The 19,447-nt window shown below is 55.4% G+C and carries 19 protein-coding genes; 16 read left to right on the forward strand and 3 right to left on the reverse strand.

Going from position 1 to position 19,447, the window contains the following annotated elements; all coding sequences use genetic code 11:
- The first annotated feature begins 6 nt into the window (after positions 1-6).
- The 3 genes from ytfT (at position 7) to GA0061071_RS04335 (ending at position 3,693) form a co-directional block, all read left to right on the forward strand.
- A complete protein-coding gene (gene ytfT, locus GA0061071_RS04325; protein WP_167352624.1) occupies positions 7-1,032 on the forward strand; it encodes a galactofuranose ABC transporter, ATP-binding protein YtfT in 1,026 nt (341 codons plus the stop codon).
- A complete protein-coding gene (yjfF, locus tag GA0061071_RS04330) occupies positions 1,019-2,017 on the forward strand; it encodes a galactofuranose ABC transporter, permease protein YjfF (protein WP_088237285.1) in 999 nt (332 codons plus the stop codon). Before ytfT ends, yjfF begins: the two co-directional genes overlap by 14 nt.
- Before the next feature lie 110 nt (positions 2,018-2,127).
- On the forward strand, positions 2,128-3,693 hold the full coding sequence (locus tag GA0061071_RS04335; protein WP_088237286.1) for a methyl-accepting chemotaxis protein: 1,566 nt from the start codon (positions 2,128-2,130) through the stop codon (positions 3,691-3,693).
- 75 nt (positions 3,694-3,768) lie between these two features.
- Here the strand turns inward: GA0061071_RS04335 and fbp are convergent, their stop codons facing one another.
- Entirely contained in the window at positions 3,769-4,767 is a 999-nt protein-coding gene (gene fbp, locus GA0061071_RS04340) for a class 1 fructose-bisphosphatase (RefSeq protein WP_061498315.1), read from the reverse strand.
- A gap of 279 nt (positions 4,768-5,046) precedes the next feature.
- Between fbp and mpl the strand changes: the two genes are divergently transcribed.
- Complete coding sequence (gene mpl / locus GA0061071_RS04345) at positions 5,047-6,429, forward strand: UDP-N-acetylmuramate:L-alanyl-gamma-D-glutamyl-meso-diaminopimelate ligase (protein ID WP_061498312.1); 1,383 nt, start codon at positions 5,047-5,049, stop codon at positions 6,427-6,429.
- 62 nt (positions 6,430-6,491) lie between these two features.
- Here mpl and GA0061071_RS04350 read toward each other — a convergent pair whose 3' ends face one another.
- Positions 6,492-7,700, reverse strand: coding sequence for an aldose 1-epimerase family protein (locus GA0061071_RS04350; RefSeq protein WP_061498310.1), 1,209 nt, complete (start codon positions 7,698-7,700; stop codon positions 6,492-6,494).
- A 320-nt stretch (positions 7,701-8,020) separates the two neighbouring features.
- Positions 8,021-8,575 (reverse strand): ribosome biogenesis factor YjgA, encoded by a 555-nt coding sequence (gene yjgA, locus GA0061071_RS04355; protein ID WP_061498306.1) that lies wholly within the window; start codon positions 8,573-8,575, stop codon positions 8,021-8,023.
- A 95-nt stretch (positions 8,576-8,670) separates the two neighbouring features.
- Here yjgA and pmbA point away from each other — a divergent pair, with 95 nt between their 5' ends.
- From pmbA to GA0061071_RS04415, 12 genes are all read left to right on the forward strand, one after another.
- On the forward strand, positions 8,671-10,023 hold the full coding sequence (gene pmbA / locus GA0061071_RS04360; protein ID WP_061498303.1) for a metalloprotease PmbA: 1,353 nt from the start codon (positions 8,671-8,673) through the stop codon (positions 10,021-10,023).
- A gap of 55 nt (positions 10,024-10,078) precedes the next feature.
- Entirely contained in the window at positions 10,079-10,465 is a 387-nt protein-coding gene (gene cybC / locus GA0061071_RS04365) for a cytochrome b562 (protein ID WP_061498298.1), read from the forward strand.
- A 288-nt stretch (positions 10,466-10,753) separates the two neighbouring features.
- Entirely contained in the window at positions 10,754-11,089 is a 336-nt protein-coding gene (locus tag GA0061071_RS04370; protein WP_071890630.1) for a glycine dehydrogenase, read from the forward strand.
- A 10-nt stretch (positions 11,090-11,099) separates the two neighbouring features.
- Positions 11,100-11,462: an SFCGS family glycine-rich protein gene (locus tag GA0061071_RS04375; RefSeq protein WP_061498291.1), complete on the forward strand. Its 363-nt coding sequence runs from the start codon at positions 11,100-11,102 to the stop codon at positions 11,460-11,462.
- 2 nt (positions 11,463-11,464) lie between these two features.
- Positions 11,465-11,761: a DUF4312 family protein gene (locus GA0061071_RS04380; protein ID WP_061498287.1), complete on the forward strand. Its 297-nt coding sequence runs from the start codon at positions 11,465-11,467 to the stop codon at positions 11,759-11,761.
- A 50-nt stretch (positions 11,762-11,811) separates the two neighbouring features.
- Positions 11,812-12,588, forward strand: a complete 777-nt coding sequence (locus tag GA0061071_RS04385) for a DUF4311 domain-containing protein (RefSeq protein ID WP_061498284.1) — start codon at positions 11,812-11,814, stop codon at positions 12,586-12,588.
- A gap of 9 nt (positions 12,589-12,597) precedes the next feature.
- Entirely contained in the window at positions 12,598-13,239 is a 642-nt protein-coding gene (locus GA0061071_RS04390) for a DUF4310 family protein (protein ID WP_061498282.1), read from the forward strand.
- A 42-nt stretch (positions 13,240-13,281) separates the two neighbouring features.
- Positions 13,282-14,415 (forward strand): amidohydrolase/deacetylase family metallohydrolase, encoded by a 1,134-nt coding sequence (locus GA0061071_RS04395; RefSeq protein WP_088237287.1) that lies wholly within the window; start codon positions 13,282-13,284, stop codon positions 14,413-14,415.
- Positions 14,399-15,517 carry a DgaE family pyridoxal phosphate-dependent ammonia lyase gene (locus tag GA0061071_RS04400; RefSeq protein ID WP_061498266.1) on the forward strand — a complete coding sequence of 373 codons (1,119 nt, stop codon included), beginning with the start codon at positions 14,399-14,401 and terminating at the stop codon, positions 15,515-15,517. Before GA0061071_RS04395 ends, GA0061071_RS04400 begins: the two co-directional genes overlap by 17 nt.
- On the forward strand, positions 15,514-16,254 hold the full coding sequence (gene dagF, locus GA0061071_RS04405; protein ID WP_088237288.1) for a 2-dehydro-3-deoxy-phosphogluconate aldolase: 741 nt from the start codon (positions 15,514-15,516) through the stop codon (positions 16,252-16,254). The genes GA0061071_RS04400 and dagF overlap by 4 nt, the downstream gene beginning before the upstream one ends.
- Before the next feature lie 57 nt (positions 16,255-16,311).
- The gene (locus GA0061071_RS04410; protein ID WP_088237289.1) at positions 16,312-17,460 is read left to right on the forward strand and encodes a lactonase family protein; all 1,149 of its coding nucleotides are present in this window, start codon (positions 16,312-16,314) and stop codon (positions 17,458-17,460) included.
- Positions 17,461-17,475: 15 nt separating this feature from the next.
- Positions 17,476-19,386, forward strand: coding sequence for a BglG family transcription antiterminator (locus GA0061071_RS04415; RefSeq protein WP_061498257.1), 1,911 nt, complete (start codon positions 17,476-17,478; stop codon positions 19,384-19,386).
- The last annotated feature ends 61 nt before the right edge of the window (positions 19,387-19,447 follow it).

Genomic DNA, 19,447 nt, shown 5'->3' on the forward strand with positions numbered 1-19,447 from the left:
TAGAGTGTGATGCCTCAATCTCTTAGGCAAACCGGGGCGCCCAGGCGGCGTGTTAACTGGCCAACCGGCACGCCGCAACTGATAGCCCTGCTGCTGGTGCTGTTGGTGGACAGCCTCGTCGCGCCCCATTTCTACCAGGTGGTACTGCAAGATGGTCGCCTGTTTGGTAGCCCTATTGATATTCTTAACCGCGCCGCGCCGGTCGCACTGCTGGCGATCGGCATGACACTGGTCATCGCGACGGGCGGGATTGACCTGTCCGTAGGCGCGGTGATGGCCATTGCAGGCGCAACAGCCGCGTCAATGACCGTCTCCGGACACAGCCTGCCAGTGGTGTTACTGGCCGCGCTGGGAACCGGCGTCCTGGCCGGTTTGTGGAACGGTATACTGGTGGCGGTGCTGAAAATTCAGCCTTTTGTCGCCACGCTAATCCTGATGGTCGCGGGACGTGGTGTGGCACAGTTGATTACCTCCGGACAAATCGTCACGTTTAACGCCCCGTCACTGGCCTGGCTCGGCAGTGGTTCCCTGCTGCTGTTTCCGACGCCGGTCATTATCGCGCTGGTCACGCTGTTGTTGTTCTGGTTGTTCACCCGCAAAACCGCGCTCGGTATGTTTATCGAAGCGGTGGGGATTAACATTCGCGCGGCGAAAAACGCCGGGGTGAATACCCGCACGGTAGTGATGCTGACCTATGTGCTGAGCGGTGTATGTGCGGCGATAGCCGGGGTGATTGTCACGGCGGACATTCGCGGTGCTGACGCCAACAACGCCGGGTTGTGGCTGGAACTGGATGCGATCCTCGCGGTGGTGATTGGCGGGGGATCATTAATGGGCGGGCGTTTTAACCTTGTGCTGTCGGTAGTCGGCGCATTGATTATTCAGGGGATGAATACCGGGATTCTGCTCTCCGGTTTCCAGCCAGAACTCAACCAGGTGGTGAAAGCGGTCGTGGTGATGTGCGTGTTGATTGTGCAGTCGCCGCGCTTTATCGCGATGATTAAAGGAGTGCGCGGTCATGATAAAACGTAACTTACCGCTGATGATCACGTTGGGCGTCTTCGTGCTCGGCTATCTCTACTGTCTGACGCAGTTTCCGGGGTTCGCCTCCACGCGTGTGATTTGCAACATACTGACAGATAACGCCTTTCTCGGCATTATCGCCGTGGGCATGACGTTTGTGATCCTCTCCGGCGGTATCGATTTGTCCGTCGGGTCGGTCATCGCCTTCACCGGCGTATTTCTGGCGAAAGCCATTGGCGACTGGGGCATCTCGCCGCTGATGGCTTTTCCGCTCATTTTGATTCTGGGCTGTGCGTTTGGCGCTTTTATGGGGTTGCTGATTGATGCGCTAAAAATTCCTGCTTTTATCATCACCCTTGCCGGGATGTTTTTCCTGCGCGGGGTCAGTTACCTGCTGTCGGAAGAGTCGATTCCTATCAACCACCCGGTTTACGACACGCTCTCAAGCCTGGCCTGGAGAATTCCCGGCGGCGGCCGACTGAGTGCCATGGGATTGTTGATGCTTGGCGTGGTAGTGATCGGCATTTTCGTCGCTCACCGTACCCGCTTCGGTAACCAGGTTTACGCCATTGGCGGCAATGCCACTTCGGCGAACCTGATGGGCATCTCCACCCGCAGCACCACCATTCGCATTTATATGCTCTCCACCGGTCTGGCAACACTGGCGGGCATTGTCTTCTCCATCTATACCCAGGCGGGCTACGCGCTGGCGGGCGTCGGCGTTGAGCTGGACGCCATTGCGTCGGTGGTGATTGGCGGCACGCTATTAAGCGGCGGTGTGGGGACGGTGCTGGGAACGTTGTTTGGTGTGGCGATTCAGGGGCTGATTCAAACCTATATCAACTTTGACGGCACGCTCAGCTCGTGGTGGACAAAAATTGCCATTGGCATTCTGTTGTTTATTTTTATCGCGTTGCAACGTGGACTTACCGTGCTGTGGGAGAACCGACAGAGCTCTCCTGTTACACGAGTTAGCACAAACGCTACAAAATAATAACACACTGAAATCTTTATTTTTTCCTAAAGTAATTCCGTTAGCAGTCGATAACTGACGAATGGGCTTAATTTACGCCAAAAAGTATCACTGCTACCGGAATTCACATCATGCTTAAAACGCTTTCGATCCGTACTGGTTTACTTTCGTTGTTGGCTGTTATGACTCTCCTCCTGCTGCTGGTGAGCGGCATTGGAGTGTATGCACTGAATAAAAGTTCCTCATCGCTGGAGCGTATCAGTCTGTTGCAGGGCGAGAAGATGGCGCGCCTGAGCGAAGGCTATACCCAGATCTTGCGCGCCCGTAATGAAGCAGGCCAGGCCGTGCGTATGATGGAAGTCGGCTTGCTGGATGACGCGGCAAAATCGGTCAAGATGATTAACGCCGAAATCACCGAAGGCGAAAAATCCCTCACCAGTGTGATCAACGCAGGCGTCGAGGATGAAAAAGGCGCAGCGCTGTTGGCGCAGGTAGCGAAAAGCTACGGCGACTACGTCAGTCAGGGTATTACGCCGATGCAGGATGCGCTGAACAAACAGAGCGCCGACACCTATTATGAGCTGCTGGAAAGCAAGCTGATCCCTATCTCCCGTCAGTTCGACACGGATATGCAGGCTTTCCAGGTCTGGGGCGAAGCGCGCGGCAAAGCGGAAGTGACCGCCGTTCAGAGCAGCAAAAACGTGGTTATGATGCTGATTATGGTCGTGGCGCTGTTGGTAGCGGGCATTATCGTGCTGGCCTGGTTGGCGCTGCGTCATATGCTGCTCAAACCCCTGGAAACCTCTATACAGCAGCTTGAGCATGTGGCCGCTGGTGATTTGACGTCGACGACCACCGGGGCTGCCAGCGTCGAGTTCAACCGGCTTAATGCCGCAATTGAAGAGATGCGCCAGTCACTGGTCGATTCGGTGACGCGAGTGCGCGACGCCAGTTCGCAAATTGATACCGGCAGTCGTGAACTGGCCGCTGGCAACGTCGATCTCTCCCAGCGAACCGAGTCCACCGCGACATCGCTGGAGCAGACCGCCGCCAGCATGGAGCAAATCACCGCCACGGTGAAACTGAATGCCGACAACGCGGAGCAGGCGCATAAACTGGCACAGACCGTCTCCGATACCGCCGATCGCGGCAGCGAAATGGTTTGCTATGTTATTGAAAAAATGCGTGACATTTCCGGAAGCTCCGATCGTATCGCCGATATTCTTAGCGTTATCGACGCCATCGCTTTCCAGACCAATATTCTTGCGCTGAACGCCGCTGTTGAAGCTGCTCGTGCCGGGGAGCAAGGCCGCGGTTTCGCCGTGGTCGCGGGTGAAGTGCGTAACCTTGCCAGCCGCAGCGCCGAATCGGCGAAGGAGATCCGCGCGCTGATCAGCAGTTCGCAGGCGCACGTGTCTGAAGGCAGCGATCTGGCGATGCAGGCTGGCGAAACAATGGACGAAATCGCAGAAGAAGTGTTGCGAATGACCAAACTGATGCGCGAAATCGCTAATGCATCGCAGGAACAGAGCCGCGGTATTGAGCAGGTCAATATTGCCGTCAGCCAGATGGATGAAACGGCACAACAAAATGCGGCGTTAGTACAACAATCTTCTGCAGCCACGCGTTCGCTGGAAGAACAATCACGTGAATTGTTGCAGGCGATGGCGTCGTTCCGCCTGCAACCTCAGGGATAGATCAGCAAAGAAAAACGCACATTTGTGCACTAAAAAAAACGCCACATAACGTGGCGTTTTCTCTTCTTTCCGGCCTTACGCGTCCGGGAACTCACGCATATAGCGTTCAACATCGTCCACCATATGCTCATTGCCGACGAAGAACGGACGGCGCTGGTGCAGGCTTTCCGGCTGAATGTCCAGAATACGCACTTTACCGTCGCTGGCTTTACCGCCTGCCTGCTCGGCGAGGAAGGCCATCGGGTTGCATTCGTACAGCAGACGCAGTTTCCCTTCCGGGTGGCTGGCGGTGCTTGGGTAGAGGTAAATCCCACCCTTCAGCAAGTTACGGTGGAAATCTGCCACCAGAGAACCGATATAGCGCGTGGTATAAGGGCGGTTTGTCGCCTTATCTTCTTCCTGACAGAACTTCAGGTATTTTTTCACGCCCAGCGGGAATTTGATGTAGTTGCCTTCGTTGATGGAGTACGTGTTGCCACGCTCCGGGAAGCGCATACGTTCCTGACACAGGCAGAAGACGCCCAGTGACGGATCGTATGTGAAAGCGTGAACGCCGCAGCCCGTGGTGTAAACCAGCATGGTTGAAGAACCATACACCACGTAACCGGCGGCAACCTGTTTGTTGCCCGGCTGCAGGAAGTCTTCCATGGTGACCGGCGTGCCTACCGGCGTAATACGGCGGTAGATAGAGAAAATGGTCCCGACAGAGACGTTAACGTCGATGTTGGAAGAGCCATCCAGAGGATCCATCAGCACCACGTATTTGGCGTGCTCGCAACCTTCGAAAACGACAATTTCGTCTTCTTCTTCAGAGGCGATGCCTGCCACGATATCGCGGGCGCGGAGTGCAGCTTTCAGTTTTTCATTGGCGAACAGGTCGAGTTTTTGTTGCTCCTCACCCTGTACGTTTTCAGCACCGCTGGCACCCAGGATATCGACCAGACCGGCCTTATTGATATCGCGATGAATGATCTTGGCGCCCAGTTTTATTGCCGACAGCAAAGCAGTCAGTTCACCCGTTGCATGCGAGAACTCATGCTGCTTTTCGACAATAAATTCACCTAACGTTTTCATAACACTTTCCCTGCATTTTTAATATGGAGTAAAGCGATTGTAGCCTGTGGTTTTCAGGTTGCCTGGCACAGCAAGTTCCGGATATTAAACAGCTCGCACCGTAACAGCCAGAGCTTTCGCAAACGAAAACGCAGGATACGTACAACTATACTAACAAAGATTAAAAACTTCGCGCACAGGTGAATCGCGCCAGCTCTATACGGATTATCCTGAAATGCATTTCTCTGACGTTAAACATATGAGTAAAATGTGCGCCAGTTTAAGAAAGGATAACGACGTATGCGCATTCATATTTTGGGGATTTGCGGCACTTTTATGGGCGGGCTGGCCATGCTGGCGCGCTCGCTGGGTCATCAGGTTACGGGTTCGGATACCAATATTTATCCGCCGATGAGCACCTTGCTGGAAAAGGAAGGTATTGATCTCATTCAGGGCTATGACGCAAGTCAGCTCGATCCCGCGCCGGATTTGGTGATTGTTGGCAACGTGATGAAGCGCGGAAACCCGTGTGTGGAAGCGGTGCTGGAAAAAAACATTCCCTATATGTCCGGCCCGCAGTGGCTGCACGATTTTGTCCTGCGTGACCGCTGGGTTGTGGCGATTGCCGGAACGCACGGTAAAACCACCACCGCGGGCATGGCGACCTGGATCCTCGAAGCCTGCGGTTACAAACCCGGCTTTGTGATTGGCGGCGTACCGGGTAACTTCGACGTCTCCGCGCGTTTGGGCGACAGCCCGTTCTTCGTGATCGAAGCTGACGAGTATGACTGCGCCTTCTTCGACAAGCGTTCCAAATTTGTTCATTATTGCCCGCGTACGCTGGTGCTCAATAACCTTGAGTTTGACCATGCGGATATCTTCGACGACCTGAAAGCGATCCAGAAGCAGTTCCACCACCTGGTGCGTATTGTGCCGGGGCAGGGGAAAATTATCTGGCCGGAAAATGACATCAATCTGAAACAGACGATGGCAATGGGCTGCTGGAGCGAACAGGAACTGGTGGGCGAGCAGGGTCACTGGCAGGCGAAAAAACTGAACACCGATGCATCCAGTTGGGAAGTGTGGCTGGATAATGCATGCGTTGGCCAGGTGAACTGGGGGCTGGTTGGCGAGCACAACATGCACAATGGCCTGATGGCGATCGCAGCGGCGCGCCATGTCGGCGTCGCCCCGGCGGATGCGGCCAATGCGCTGGGTTCCTTTATTAACGCCCGTCGCCGCCTCGAACTGCGTGGCGAAGCTAACGGCGTAACGGTGTATGACGACTTTGCTCACCACCCGACGGCCATTCTCGCGACGCTGGCGGCATTGCGCAGTAAAGTCGGCGGCACCGCGAAGATCATTGCCGTGCTGGAACCGCGTTCGAACACCATGAAAATGGGGATCTGCAAAGACGACCTGGCACCCTCTTTAGGCCGCGCAGATGAAGTTTACCTGCTGCAACCGCAGCATATTCCATGGCAGGTTGCAGAAGTGGCCGATGCGTGCGTACAGCCTGCGCACTGGAGCGCGGATGTCGACGCGCTGGCAGACATGATTGTCAAAAGCGCACAGCCGGGCGATCACATTCTGGTCATGAGTAACGGCGGATTCGGCGGCATTCACCAGAAGCTGCTGGATGGGCTGGCGAAAAAAGCGGAAATCGCAGCCGAAAACGCCTGACACCGTCAGTGCAAAGAAAAACCGCGCCCGGTATCCCGGCGCGGTTTTTTTATGGCTGCGGTTTACTCTTTTGCCATAGGCGTTTCAATGGCTTGTGGGGCTTTGCTGCCCTGAATCTCTTTCACGCGTTTTTCCACATCCGCCACCTGGCTGCTGTTATGCAGTAAGGTATAGGTCAGATCAAAGCGTGTGCTCTGGCCCGGTTGTAACTGTTTCACACGTTTTTGCTGGCGTTCAATGGTGACCGGGTAGGCGTAGCTGGTGCCGGGTTCGATGCCAGTGACGTAGCCCTGTTTTTCCGTATCGGTGTTTTTCCACATCGTCAGCACCGGCAGTTGTTCGGTGTTGTAACTGATGGAGACGCCTTTATCGCCCGCTTTATTCAGCAGGGCGGCGACAGTTTGTTTATTGGCGTCGGCCAGCGGTTTGATGTTAAACACCATTTCGTCGAAGCCCTTGGTTGGCCCGGCGTAGGTTTGCCACTCTTTCAGACCCCCTTTAGCATAATCGTTGAACGGGCTGACGTTTTCGTACGGCGTGATAAAGCGAGCGCCTTGCTCAAGGATCGGTTTGCCGAAGTTACTGTGATAGATGATCTGGTAGTCGTGGGGGTAATCCGCGTGGTTGGTCAGCACATCATGCAGGCTGAAGCTGTTGCTGCCCGGAATATAGCGCAGTTCCATTTCGGTTTGCAGATCGGCTTTTTTGAAGGTGCTCTCTTTCACCAGCCCACGAATGCGGATCTCATACGGTGCGGTATCGCTGACGTCCACCGATACCTGTGATGCTGGTGTATTGCCCACTTTGCCATGCAGTGTGTAAATCTGTCCGTCTGCGGTGACCGGGTGGCCGGTCCATTCGTAACCGCAGCGCACCACCATCTCGTTGAAACCTTCCAGCCAGCCAAGGCCGTTACGGCTTTCGAGGTTGATAAACGCCGGGTTCACCACCTCTTTAACCGGAGAATTCCACCCCATATGCACCCCGAAGCCGTCGGCATACAGCAGGTTCATGCCACGAGTGGGGCTCAGGGCAATGGTGAGCCCGTTTTTGCTGGTGATCTTGATAACTTTACTGCCTTCCTGTTTGCCGCCGTGCAGTACGATTTGCTCAATGCTGAACTGCTGTCCTTTGACGTTCAGCTGATCGCTGCTGATCCGCCAGTTTCCTTGTTCAATGCCGCCTTCAGCACTTGTCAGCACCCAGGTTTTCGCCATCACAGGGCCAGAAATAAGCAGCGCCAGCGCGGAAAGCATTACGGTTTTTTTCATCATTTATTCCTTTTATGCTGAATCGATTATGTGTACCACGGCTGAAATCTACGTTTTGCGCTGATAAGAAAATGTGATCCGTTTCATCTGATGAAAATGAGCAGCAACAAGAGGTTAAATAGTAGGAATTGATCGCATTTATTTATGAAATGCAAAATATTGATAGGGGAAATTTGTGAGATGCGTTGATTTTAGCTTTAACGATTCAGCTAAATGTTCAGTGCCGAAATAGTGGCAGTGCGCGGCGGTAAACCCATGGGATAAATAACGGGATACATAAAAGAAAACCCTCCCGGTAGGGAGGGCTACATGTGCGGTTATCAGGCTTCGTTATTCTCAGCCAGTTCGCGCAGATACTGGAAGATCAACCGCGCGGACTTGGGCGGTTTGTTGCCTTCTTTCTCTTTTTGGGCGTTACGGATAAGTGAACGCAATTGCTGACGGTCGGCCTCCGGCCACAGATTCAGTACATCGGGTACAGCATCGTCACCTTCTTCAATCAGACGATCGCGCAAATGCTCCAGCTTGTGGAAGAACGCGACCTGCTGATTGTGACGGTTTTTCAGCTTATCCAGCGCCTGGCGGATAGGATCCACATCGCGTTGACGAAGCATTTTGCCAATCAACTGCAACTGACGGCGACGACCCTCTTTCTTAATGCGCTGCGCCAGTTCAATGGCATCGCGCAGATCCGGGTCGAGCGGGAGTTTATCCAGCGCGTTTTTACCCAGTTCTACCATTTCTGCGCCAAGCTGTTTTAACTCTTCAGCATCGCGTTTAATTTCACTCTTACTGACCCAGATGATCTCATCATCTTCGTCTTCAATATCATCACCGGGCACGTCGTCGAGCCAGTCGTCGGGCTGCTTTGTCATCTCAGGCTCCTTAAAAAAAGAGGCTAATGTTACCAGTTAAGGCGCGCACTGAAAAACGGTTCTCTGTTAGACTTCAAAGATTCTCTCCCTTAATTATGGCATTGGCGATGAAAGTGATCACACAAGTTGCACAACAACGCAAAGTACTGGAAGACGCAGTTACCACGGCGCTGGAGCTGGCCTCCGGGAAGGCGGATGGTGCGGAAGTGGCTGTCAGTAAAACCACCGGCATCGGTGTCAGCACACGCTACGGCGAAGTGGAGAATGTTGAATTTAACAGCGATGGTGCACTGGGCATTACCGTCTATCACCAGAACCGCAAAGGCAGCGCGTCGTCTACCGATCTCAGCCCGGATGCCATTGCCCGTACGGTGCAGGCGGCGCTCGATATCGCCCGTTACACTTCGCCGGATCCTTACGCGGGCGTTGCAGATAAAGAGCTGCTGGCCTTCGATGCCCCGGATCTCGATCTGTTCCACCCGGCGGAAGTGACGCCGGATGAAGCCATCGAATGGGCTGCGCGTGCGGAACAAGCTGCGCTGAAAGCAGACAAACGTATCAACAATACTGAAGGTGGGAGCTTTAACAGCCACTATGGCATCAAAGTGTTCGGCAACAGCCACGGTATGCTGCAAAGTTACTGTTCCACCCGCCACTCCCTGTCGAGCTGCGTGATTGCTGAAGAAAATGGCGATATGGAGCGCGATTACGCCTACACCATCGGGCGTGATATCCGCGATCTGCACACGCCGGAATGGGTGGGTGAAGAGTGTGCGCGCCGTACTCTGTCTCGCCTGTCTCCGCGTAAGCTGTCGACCATGAAAGCACCGGTGATTTTTGCCAGCGAAGTCGCGACCGGGCTGTTTGGCCACTTGGTGGGCGCGATCGCTGGCGGCGCGGTGTACCGTAAATCCACCTTCCTGCTGGATTACCTGGGCAAACAGATCCTGCCAGAGTGGCTGACGATTGAAGAGCATCCGCACCTGCTGAAAGGCCTGGCTTCCACGCCGTTCGACAGCGAAGGGGTGCGCACCGAGCGTCGCGATATTATTAAAGACGGCGTGCTGACCCAGTGGCTGTTGACCAACTACTCTGCGCGCAAGCTGGGGCTGAAGAGTACCGGGCATGCGGGCGGCATTCATAACTGGCGGATTGCCGGGCGCGGTCTCAGTTTTGAGCAGATGCTGAAAGAGATGGGCACCGGTCTGGTGGTAACAGAATTGATGGGACAGGGCGTTAGTGGCATCACGGGCGATTACTCGCGCGGCGCTGCCGGTTTCTGGGTGGAAAACGGGGAAATCCAGTATCCGGTGAGCGAAATCACCATTGCCGGTAACCTGAAAGAGATGTGGCGCGATATTGTTACTGTCGGTGACGATATTGAACAACGCAGTAATATTCAGTGTGGTTCAGTGTTACTCCCGGAGATGAAAATCGCCGGACAATAACTCCGTGGCGCTAAGAGCTGCGCCTTCAGCGTGATAATAAAAAAGGAAGTGAGCAATGCGTAAAAACCTGTTAGCAATCCTGGCTGTGTCGTCGTTGTTTATGGGTTCGGCGGTGTTTGCCGCCGATCTTGAGGATGATATGGGCACCCTGAGCGATAACCTCAAAGTGGTGCAGAAAACCAATGATGCCACCGAGCTGAAAGGCGCATTAACCAATATGCGCACCGCCGCGCTGGATGCGCAAAAAGCTACCCCGCCGAAGCTGGAAGGGAAAGCGCCGGATAGCGCCGAGATGAAAGATTATCGTCACGGCTTTGATGTGCTGGTTGGGCAGATTGACGATGCGCTGAAACTGGCTAATGAAGGTAAAGTGAAAGAGGCGAAGGCGGCTGCTGAAGGTCTGGCTAACACCCGCAACACCTATCACAAGAAGTTCCGCTAAGCATACCCGGCGGGGCTGCGGCCCCGCTTTACCAATAAGTAAACCTTATTCATCTCACACTTTTCCCCTTCGGTTCGCCGTTTTTTTATTCTCATTTCCACCCCGATTTCCGCAACTTTTCTGCATTCCTGTGACCGTTGCCCAGTCAAAAATCTTCAGTGACCCGATTTCTGTGGCGCAGATCACTAAGACCTTCCGCCTTTCCACTTCGAAGTGGAAAACTCCTCGCTACAAACTCTTAACCTGCAACGTTAGCTTTATTCCGAAGCCATGAGTGGGGTAAGACGAGTGAATAACGGAGCGGTAATGAACGACGCGGAGCAGGCAGCGCAAACGGCAACCCTCGCACAGCGCATGCTGACGAAGGTGTTTACCTTGTTAAGCGATCAAGGCATCACGCCGAATGCAGTACAGCAGCAGATGCTGACCTCGCATGTCCGGGCAATGGCGCACCGTTCCGTGACGGGCGAACCGCTGCCGGAAGTGGACGCCAGCCTGTTTGATGAAATTTCAGCCGGGTCGATGGACCTTGCCCGCGAGGTGGTGGCGGCATTCGGCAATTTACCGGAAGAAGAAGCCTGGCTGCTGTCGGTGCACTTCGAAGTGGCGAAAGACAACCTGTAAGGAGCGAAAGATGGAACAAATTACCGTAGTGATTGGCGATCGTCTGGGTAAAGGCCAGAAAGTAGCCGCAGGCGTCGAAAAAGCAGGCGGCCGCGCGGTGGTTGTACCGGGCGTGGCGGCGGATATGAAACTTGGCGACGTAATGAAAGCGGAAAACGCCACCTTCGGCATTTCATTTTGCGGCAGCGGTGGCGCAGGTGCCATCACCGCGCAAAACAAACATGGTTACAAAGCGAAATACGGCATGCGCTCCGTGGAAGAGGGCGTCACCGCCATCAACGAAGGCTGCAACGTGCTGGGATTCGGTTTTATGGACAAAGAAGAATTGGGCGAGCGCCTGGTGCAGGCGTGGCTGAAAAAATACGGCGCATAACCATGAAAGAACAGTTCACCACCACGGTCAGGGTTAACGGCAAGGGCGATGCGAAAAACCGCGCCTTCGCCGATGCGCTGAGCCACGTTCAGGCCGCGGTGATGAAAGCGTCGCCGCATATTTTACTGCGTATCGAGCCACAGGATGTGCAGGTTGTTCATGCGCAGGAAACGACGCGGAAAGAGGCCTTTTTGTTCCTCTTCCTGCGTCGGGAAAGACGCACCTACAGCGTGGAGCTGGATGTGACCGTCAACGTGACCGCCATCAATCTCGATAAAGTGGATTTCGTCACGAAATAACTCAATGCATACCCGTGAGTCCGTTCCATCGGGTAGAAGAGGGCAGACTGATGTTCTTAATCATACTAATAAAATCACTCATCATCGGCGGCCTGGTTGGCGTCGGCGTGGGTGCCGGGGCTGCACGCATGTTCCACGCGCCGACCACTCAGGGTATGGGCGCATTTCGTACTTTGGGGGAACTGAACTCTTGCGAAGGGGATCCGGCATCGCACTTCTCCTTTGGCTTAGGGTTCTTCTTTAACGCCTGGGCGTCATCCGTAGCTGCGGGTTCCTTTACCCAGGACGTTGACCACCGCATTATCCCCAACTGGGGCGCGGCGGCGCTGATGGTGAAAAACCGTAACGTCGGCGAAACCCTGCACGATCCGAAAAAGATGGCCATCGCCTGTGGGCTGATCGGCATGGTGGTGGTCACCTTCCTCAACCTGACGGCCTCTTCCGTACCGGCGGCGCTGCAAGTCACGGCGGTGAAAGTGTTGGTACCGGCAGCAAACTTACTGGTGAATACCGTGATGCCGGTGATCTTCTGGCTGGCGGCCATCGACGCCGGTAAAAAATCCGGTTTCTGGGCCACTGTTTTTGGCGGCGCGGCGCAGTTAATCATGGGTAACGCCGTTCCGGGGTTGGTGCTGGGTATTCTGATCGGTAAAGGCGTGGAAGAGAGTGGCTGGAACCGCGTTACCAAAGTAATGATGACCGCGATTGTCGCCCTGTTTGTCCTGAGCGGTTTCTTCCGCGGCTTCGATCTGAAAATGATTGAGTCCTTCCACCTGAGCGCGCCGAACTGGCTTGAGCTCATCCACAACTCGCTCAGCGGCAAATAAGGAAAGACGATGGAACAGAATAAAGGCTTTTGGTACGCCGACTGGTCATTCCCGATTTTCGTCGGCCTGCTCTCTTCCGGCGTCTTTGCCGGGACACATATGTACTACCTGTACGGCATCGGCGCGTTCAACGAAGTGGCGTTTGTCTCGATGCTGCGCTCCGGTATGGACACTGGCGTATACGGAGCGGTGGCGGCGTTTGGTGCCAGCTTCCTGTTTGCCCGCATTATTGAAGGTTCGCTGGTGGGGATTCTGGATATCGGCGGCGCGATCCAAACCGGTGTCGGGCTTGGCGTTCCGGCACTGCTGCTCGGCGCGGGCTTTGTCTTCCCGGTGGCGAACTTTGTTGCCTCGCTGGCAACCGGTCTGGTGATTGGGGTGTTGATTGGTTACCTGATTATCCTGGCGCGTAAGTTCACCATTAACCAGAGCGACTCCACTTACGGCGCAGACGTGATGATGGGGGCGGGTAATGCGTCGGGTCGCTTCCTTGGCCCGTTGATTATTCTCAGCGCCATGACGGCCTCGATTCCTATTGGCATCGGTTCATTGGTGGGCGCACTGCTGTTTTACCTCTGGCAAAAGCCGATCACCGGGGGCGCGATCCTGGGTGCGATGTTGCTGGGTGCCATCTTCCCGGTGGCCCTCTGATACCCGCGGGCGCTACGGCGCCCGTTACTTCTGGAGATACGCATGTTTGATTTACTCCTGCGCCGGGCACGTCTGGTTGACGATACGGTGACGGATATCGCCATCAGTGCGGGTAAAATCGCCGCGTTGGGTGATATCAGCGGCCCGGCGGTGAAATCTGTTGATTTACACGGTGAACATTATGTCAGCGCCGGGTGGATCGACTCCCACGTCCATTGCTATCCAAACTCGCCGATCTATCACGATCAGCCCGACAGTGTCGGGATCGCAACCGGGGTCACCACGGTGATCGATGCAGGCAGCACCGGTGCGGACGATATTGACGATTTTTATACCCTCACCCGCCAGGCAACCACGGAAGTCTATGCGCTGTTGAATATCTCCCGCGTGGGACTGATTGCACAAAACGAGCTGGCGAACCTGAATAATATCGATGCCAGCGCCGTACGTGATGCGGTGCAACGCCACCCGGATTTTATCGTTGGCCTGAAAGCGCGGATGAGCAGCAGCGTGGTGGGTGACAACGGCATTACACCGCTTGAACGCGCGAAAGCGATACAAAAAGAGAACGGTGATTTACCGCTGATGGTGCATATCGGTAACAACCCGCCGAACCTCGACGAGATTGCCGATCTGCTCACCTCCGGCGACATCATCACCCACTGCTATAACGGTAAACCGAACCGCATTCTGACCCCCGGCGGGGAGTTGCGCGCGTCCGTTGCCCGCGCGCTTCGCCGCGGTGTGCGGCTGGATGTGGGGCACGGCAGCGCCAGTTTTATCTTTACGGTGGCAAAACGTGCGATAGCGTTGGGCATTTTGCCGCAGACCATCAGTTCCGACATCTACTGCCGCAACCGCATTGACGGCCCGGTGCGCTCACTGGCGAACGTGATGTCCAAATTTCTCGCCATTGGCCTGTCGCTGCCGCAGGTGATTGCCTGTGTGACCGACCACGCCGCCGAGGGCCTGCGCCTGAAACAGAAAGGGCGACTGGCGGTCGGTTATGACGCCGATCTGACCATTTTCGACCTGAAGCGCCAGCCAGTGCTGTTTACCGATGCGGAACACGAAAGCTTACAGGCTGAACAGTTAATCACGCCGTTGGCCGCCATTCGTGCAGGCCATGGCTATATGACCGAACAGGGGAGTGCGGAACATGCCTTCGATTTATGATAAGTACCAATTAAAACAGGTGATTAATGCCTCCGGGCGCATGACGGCGCTCGGCGTCTCCACCCCGCGCCCGGAAGTGGTTGAGGCGGTCCTTAGCGGCATGAATCACTACTTCGAAATGAAAGATCTGGTGAACAAGACCGGGGAGTACATCGCGAATTTGCTGGAGGTTGAGGGCGCGACGGTGGTCTCTTGTGCTTCTGCCGGTATTGCACAGTCGGTGGCCGCTGTACTGGTGAAAGAGAGTGACTGGTTGCTGGAAAACCTGCACAGCACGGTGATTGAGAACAACGAAATCGTACTGCCGCGCGGCCATAACGTTAACTTTGGCGCACCGGTCGGCACAATGGTGGCGTTGGGCGGCGGTAAGGTTGTGGAAGCCGGCTACGCCAACGAATGTTCCGCCGATCAACTGGCGGCGGCGATCTCCCCGCGCACGGCGGCGATCCTCTATATCAAGTCCCACCACTGCGTACAGAAAAGCATGCTCAGCGTTGAGCAGGCTGTCGTGGTGGCGCGTAAACACGATCTGCCGCTGATTGTCGATGCGGCAGCGGAAGAAGATTTGCAGTGCTACTACCGCGCTGGCGCCGATCTGGTTATCTACAGCGGCGCGAAGGCGATCGAGGGGCCAACTAGCGGGCTGGTGATCGGCAAAACGCAGTACGTCGAGTGGGTCAAACGCCAGACGGCGGGCATTGGTCGGGCGATGAAAGTGGGCAAAGAGGGCATTCTCGGACTGACCTGCGCCATTGAACACTACCTTAGCGCCCGGAAAGAGAGCGGTGCGGAAATGGTCGCCAAAATGACGCCGTTTATCGACCAGCTTAATACGCTGCCGGGCGTCAGCGCGCGCGTCGTGTGGGACAGCGCCGGGCGAGATATTGCCCGTAGCGAAATCAAGTTCGACGAAGCGATAACGGGTATCGCCACAGGTGATTTAGTCAGCGCCCTGAAACAGGGGGAATACGCCATTTACTTCCGTGGCTATAAAGCCAATGAAGGCATTATCGAGGCCGATGTCCGTAGCGTAACTGCCGACCAACTGGCGGTGGTGTATCGCCGCATCGCCGAAGAACTGAACAAGGAGCAACGCCCATGAAACTGACCCCCAATTTTTACCGTGACCGTGTGTGCCTGAATGTGCTGGCAGGCAGTAAAGATAACGCCAGCGCCATTTACGAGGCTGCAGAAGGCCATGTGCTGGTGGGCGTCCTGTCGAAAAACTACCCGGACGTTGCCACGGCGGTCGCCGATATGCGCGACTATGCAGCGCGTATTGATAACGCGCTCTCTGTCGGCCTGGGTGCGGGTGATCCGAACCAGTCCGCCATGGTCAGCGCCATCGCCCGTGAGGTGCAACCGCAGCATGTGAATCAGGTCTTTACCGGCGTGGCAACCAGCCGGGCGCTGCTGGGGCAGAGTGAGACGGTGGTAAACGGCCTGGTCTCGCCAACGGGAACGCCAGGGCTGGTGAAAATCTCCACCGGGCCGCTAAGCAGCCAGGCTGCGGACGGCGTTGTACCGATTGAGACGGCAATTGCACTGTTAAAAGATATGGGCGGCAGCTCGGTTAAATACTTCCCAATGGGCGGTCTGACGTGCCGTGACGAGTATCTGGCGGTGGCTGAAGCTTGTGCGCGTTACGATTTCTGGCTGGAGCCGACTGGCGGTATCGATTTGGACAATTTTGGTGAGATCCTGCAAATCGCACTGGAGGCGGGAGTGCGTAAAATTATCCCGCATGTTTACAGCTCAATCATCGATAAGGTGAGCGGCGACACGCGTCCGGCGGACGTTTGTCAACTGATGGCGATAACCCAAAAACGGGTGCAGTAAACGCACTCCCTCTCCCTGCTGTGAGGGAGCAACTCAACCGTTGTGTCAGGAGCCATTATGACGACTGTTCGTTATCTACTTGCCGCTTCACTCTCTCTGCTGGCGACCCACGTCATGGCACAAACCGAATACGCCTGGGTGGGAACGTACAACCCGAATGGTGAAGGGTTGTACCGTTTCACCGTCGATCCGCAATCGGGAGTGCTTGGGAATAAAACGCTGGTCAGCACATTGCCGAACGCGGCGCAACTGACCGTGGCGCGCGATGGCAAGACGCTCTATCTCGCCAGCGAAGTGGAGCAGGGCGCGGTTCAGGCGCTGCGTATTGGCAACAATGGCGAGCTGAGCGTGCTCAATCAAGTGGCGTCTGGCGGGGCCGGGCCGGTCTATCTGTCACTAACGCCGGATGGCCGTTTCTTGCTGGTGGCGAATTACGTCAGCGGTTCGATTGCCGTGTTGCCGGTTAACGATGATGGCAGCCTCGGGGAAGCGGTGGACAAGCGGCAGGATCAGGGGGAACCTGGCACGGCAAAACCGCAAGCGGCGGTGGAAGGTAGTTTTGCGATAAGCGATCACAATGGTCCCCATGCGCATATGATTGCCGCCGATCCGAGCGGGAAATTTGTCTTTTCCACCGATCTGGGGCTGGATCGCATTTACCAGTATAAGTTTGATGGCAAAACAGGCGCGTTAACACCTAATGATCCACCTTTTATCAGTGCCTCTTCCAAAGGAGCCGGTCCACGTCACTTTGTTTTCACGCTGCAAGGCGACGGCCTGTGGCTGATTAATGAAGAGTCGTCGACGCTGACGCACTACGCGCTGAATAAAACCACCGGCACATTACAGCAGGGGGAAACCATTTCTGCGCTGCCGAAAGACTACAAAGGCACCAGTTTTGCCGCGGGTCTGGTGTTAAGCGCCGATGGCAAACAGTTGTATGTTGCCAACCGGTTGCATAACAGCATTGGGCACTTTACGGTGAAAGCCGATGGTTCGCTCATGCATCAGGACGATGTGTGTACACGCGGTGATTATCCGCGCACGCTGACGTTGGCGGCGAATGGGCGCTGGCTCTATGTGCTGAATCAGCGCAGCGATAACATCACCCGCTTTCGCGTGGAACCCAACGGAAAACTGCAATTTGAGCCGGATTACACCCCGGTGGGCAGTCCATCTCAGATGGTCATTTCATCTCACCCTTAAAGCCTGGAGAGCGATGTGCGATTCCCGAACCAACGTTTAGCGCAACTGTTTACTATGCTGCAAAACGAAACGCTACCGCAGGATGAGCTGGCACAGCGCTTGTCTGTGTCAACGCGTACCGTTCGGGCCGATATCACTGCTCTCAACGCGTTGCTGTTGCAGCACGGTGCGCAATTTGTGCTGACGCGCGGCAGCGGTTATCAACTAAAAATCGATGACGCTGCCCGCTATCAGAGCTTGCAGGCCACCCGCCCGCGTGCGTTGCGTATTCCGCGCAGTGCTCCGGAGCGGGTGCACTATCTGGTGGTGCGTTTTCTCACCTCCGCGTTTTCCCTCAAACTGGAAGATCTGGCGGACGAATGGTTTGTCAGCCGCGCCACGCTGCAAAACGACATGACGGAAGTGCGCGAGTGGTTTTCCCGCTATCGCCTGACGCTGGAAACCCGCCCGCGTCATGGTATGAAACTGTTTGGCAGTGAAATGGCACTGCGCGCCTGCCTGACGGATTTACTGTGGGAGCTGGCGCAACAGAATGCACAGAACCCGCTGATCACCGAAGATGCGCTCAATCCAGGCGTGCCGGAAGCACTGGCGTCTGTTCTACACGATTGTTTTAGTCGTTATCACATTCGCCTGACTGATGAAGGCGATCTGTTTATCCGCTTGTATTGCGCTGTTGCAGTACGCCGTATCAGCGAGGGCTATCCGCTGTCGGAATTTACCGCCGATGATGGGGATGAGAACGTGCGCGACGCCGCACGGGATATCTCAGCCGCATTGCAACAACTGGCGGGGAAACCGCTGGCGGCGGCGGAAGAGCACTGGCTGCGAGTGCATATCGCCGGGCGTCGCGTGCAGGAGCTGGTACCCAGCGCCATCAGCGCCGATGATGATGAAACACTGGTGAATTACATTCTTGGCTATATCAATAGCCACTATAACTACAACCTGCAAAACGACACACAACTGCATGCGGACCTGCTGACGCATATCAAAACCATGATCACCCGCGTGCGCTACCAAATCATGATCCCCAACCCGCTGTTGGATAACATCAAGCAGCACTACCCCATGGCCTGGGACATGACGCTGGCGGCGGTCTCCAGTTGGGGGAAATACACACCGTATGTGATCAGCGAAAACGAGATCGGTTTTCTGGTGCTGCACATTGGCGTGGGGCTGGAGCGTCACTACAACATTGGTTACCAGCGGCAACCGCAGGTGTTGCTGGTGTGTGATGCCGGAAATGCAATGGCGCGCATGATTGAAGCCGTGCTGGGGCGGAAATACCCGCAAATTGTGGTTACCCGCACCGTGACGCTGCGTGATTACGAGCAGTGCGCCACTATTGCCGAAGATTTTGTGATTTCCACTGCGCGGGTCAGTGAAAAAGATAAACCGGTGGTCACTATTGCGCCGTTCCCCAGTGAGTATCAACTGGAGCAGATCGGCAAACTGGTGCTGGTGGACAGAACGCGCCCGTGGATGCTGGAAAAGTATTTTGATGCGCTCCATTTCCGCATTATCGACGGTGAGATGGATCAGCAAACGCTGTTTACCACCCTCTGTGACCAATTGCGTGATGAAGGTTTTGTCGACGCAGAATTTCTCGACTCGGTCATTGAACGTGAAGCGATTGTCAGCACCCTGCTGGGGGAAGGCATTGCTTTACCGCACGCCCTTGGGTTGCTGGCGAAAAAAACCGTGGTCTATACCGTGCTGGCCCCGCAGGGGATCCGCTGGGGAGACGACACCGCGCATGTCATTTTTTTACTGGCGATCAGCAAAAGCGAGTACGAAGAGGCGATGGCGATCTACGATATTTTCGTCACTTTCTTGCGCGAACGCGCCACCGCCAGGCTTTGTGCCTGTGCAGACTTTGCCACGTTCAAACGCGTAGCAATGGAATCGCTCAGCCGTTTTTAGAACCTGTTGGGGATGAACGATACCGCAACACGCTTATACCGTGGCGGGGGGGTATTTAAAG

Source organism: Kosakonia oryzendophytica, from assembly GCF_900094925.1.
In the GTDB taxonomy this organism is placed as follows: Bacteria; Pseudomonadota; Gammaproteobacteria; order Enterobacterales; family Enterobacteriaceae; genus Kosakonia; species Kosakonia oryzendophytica.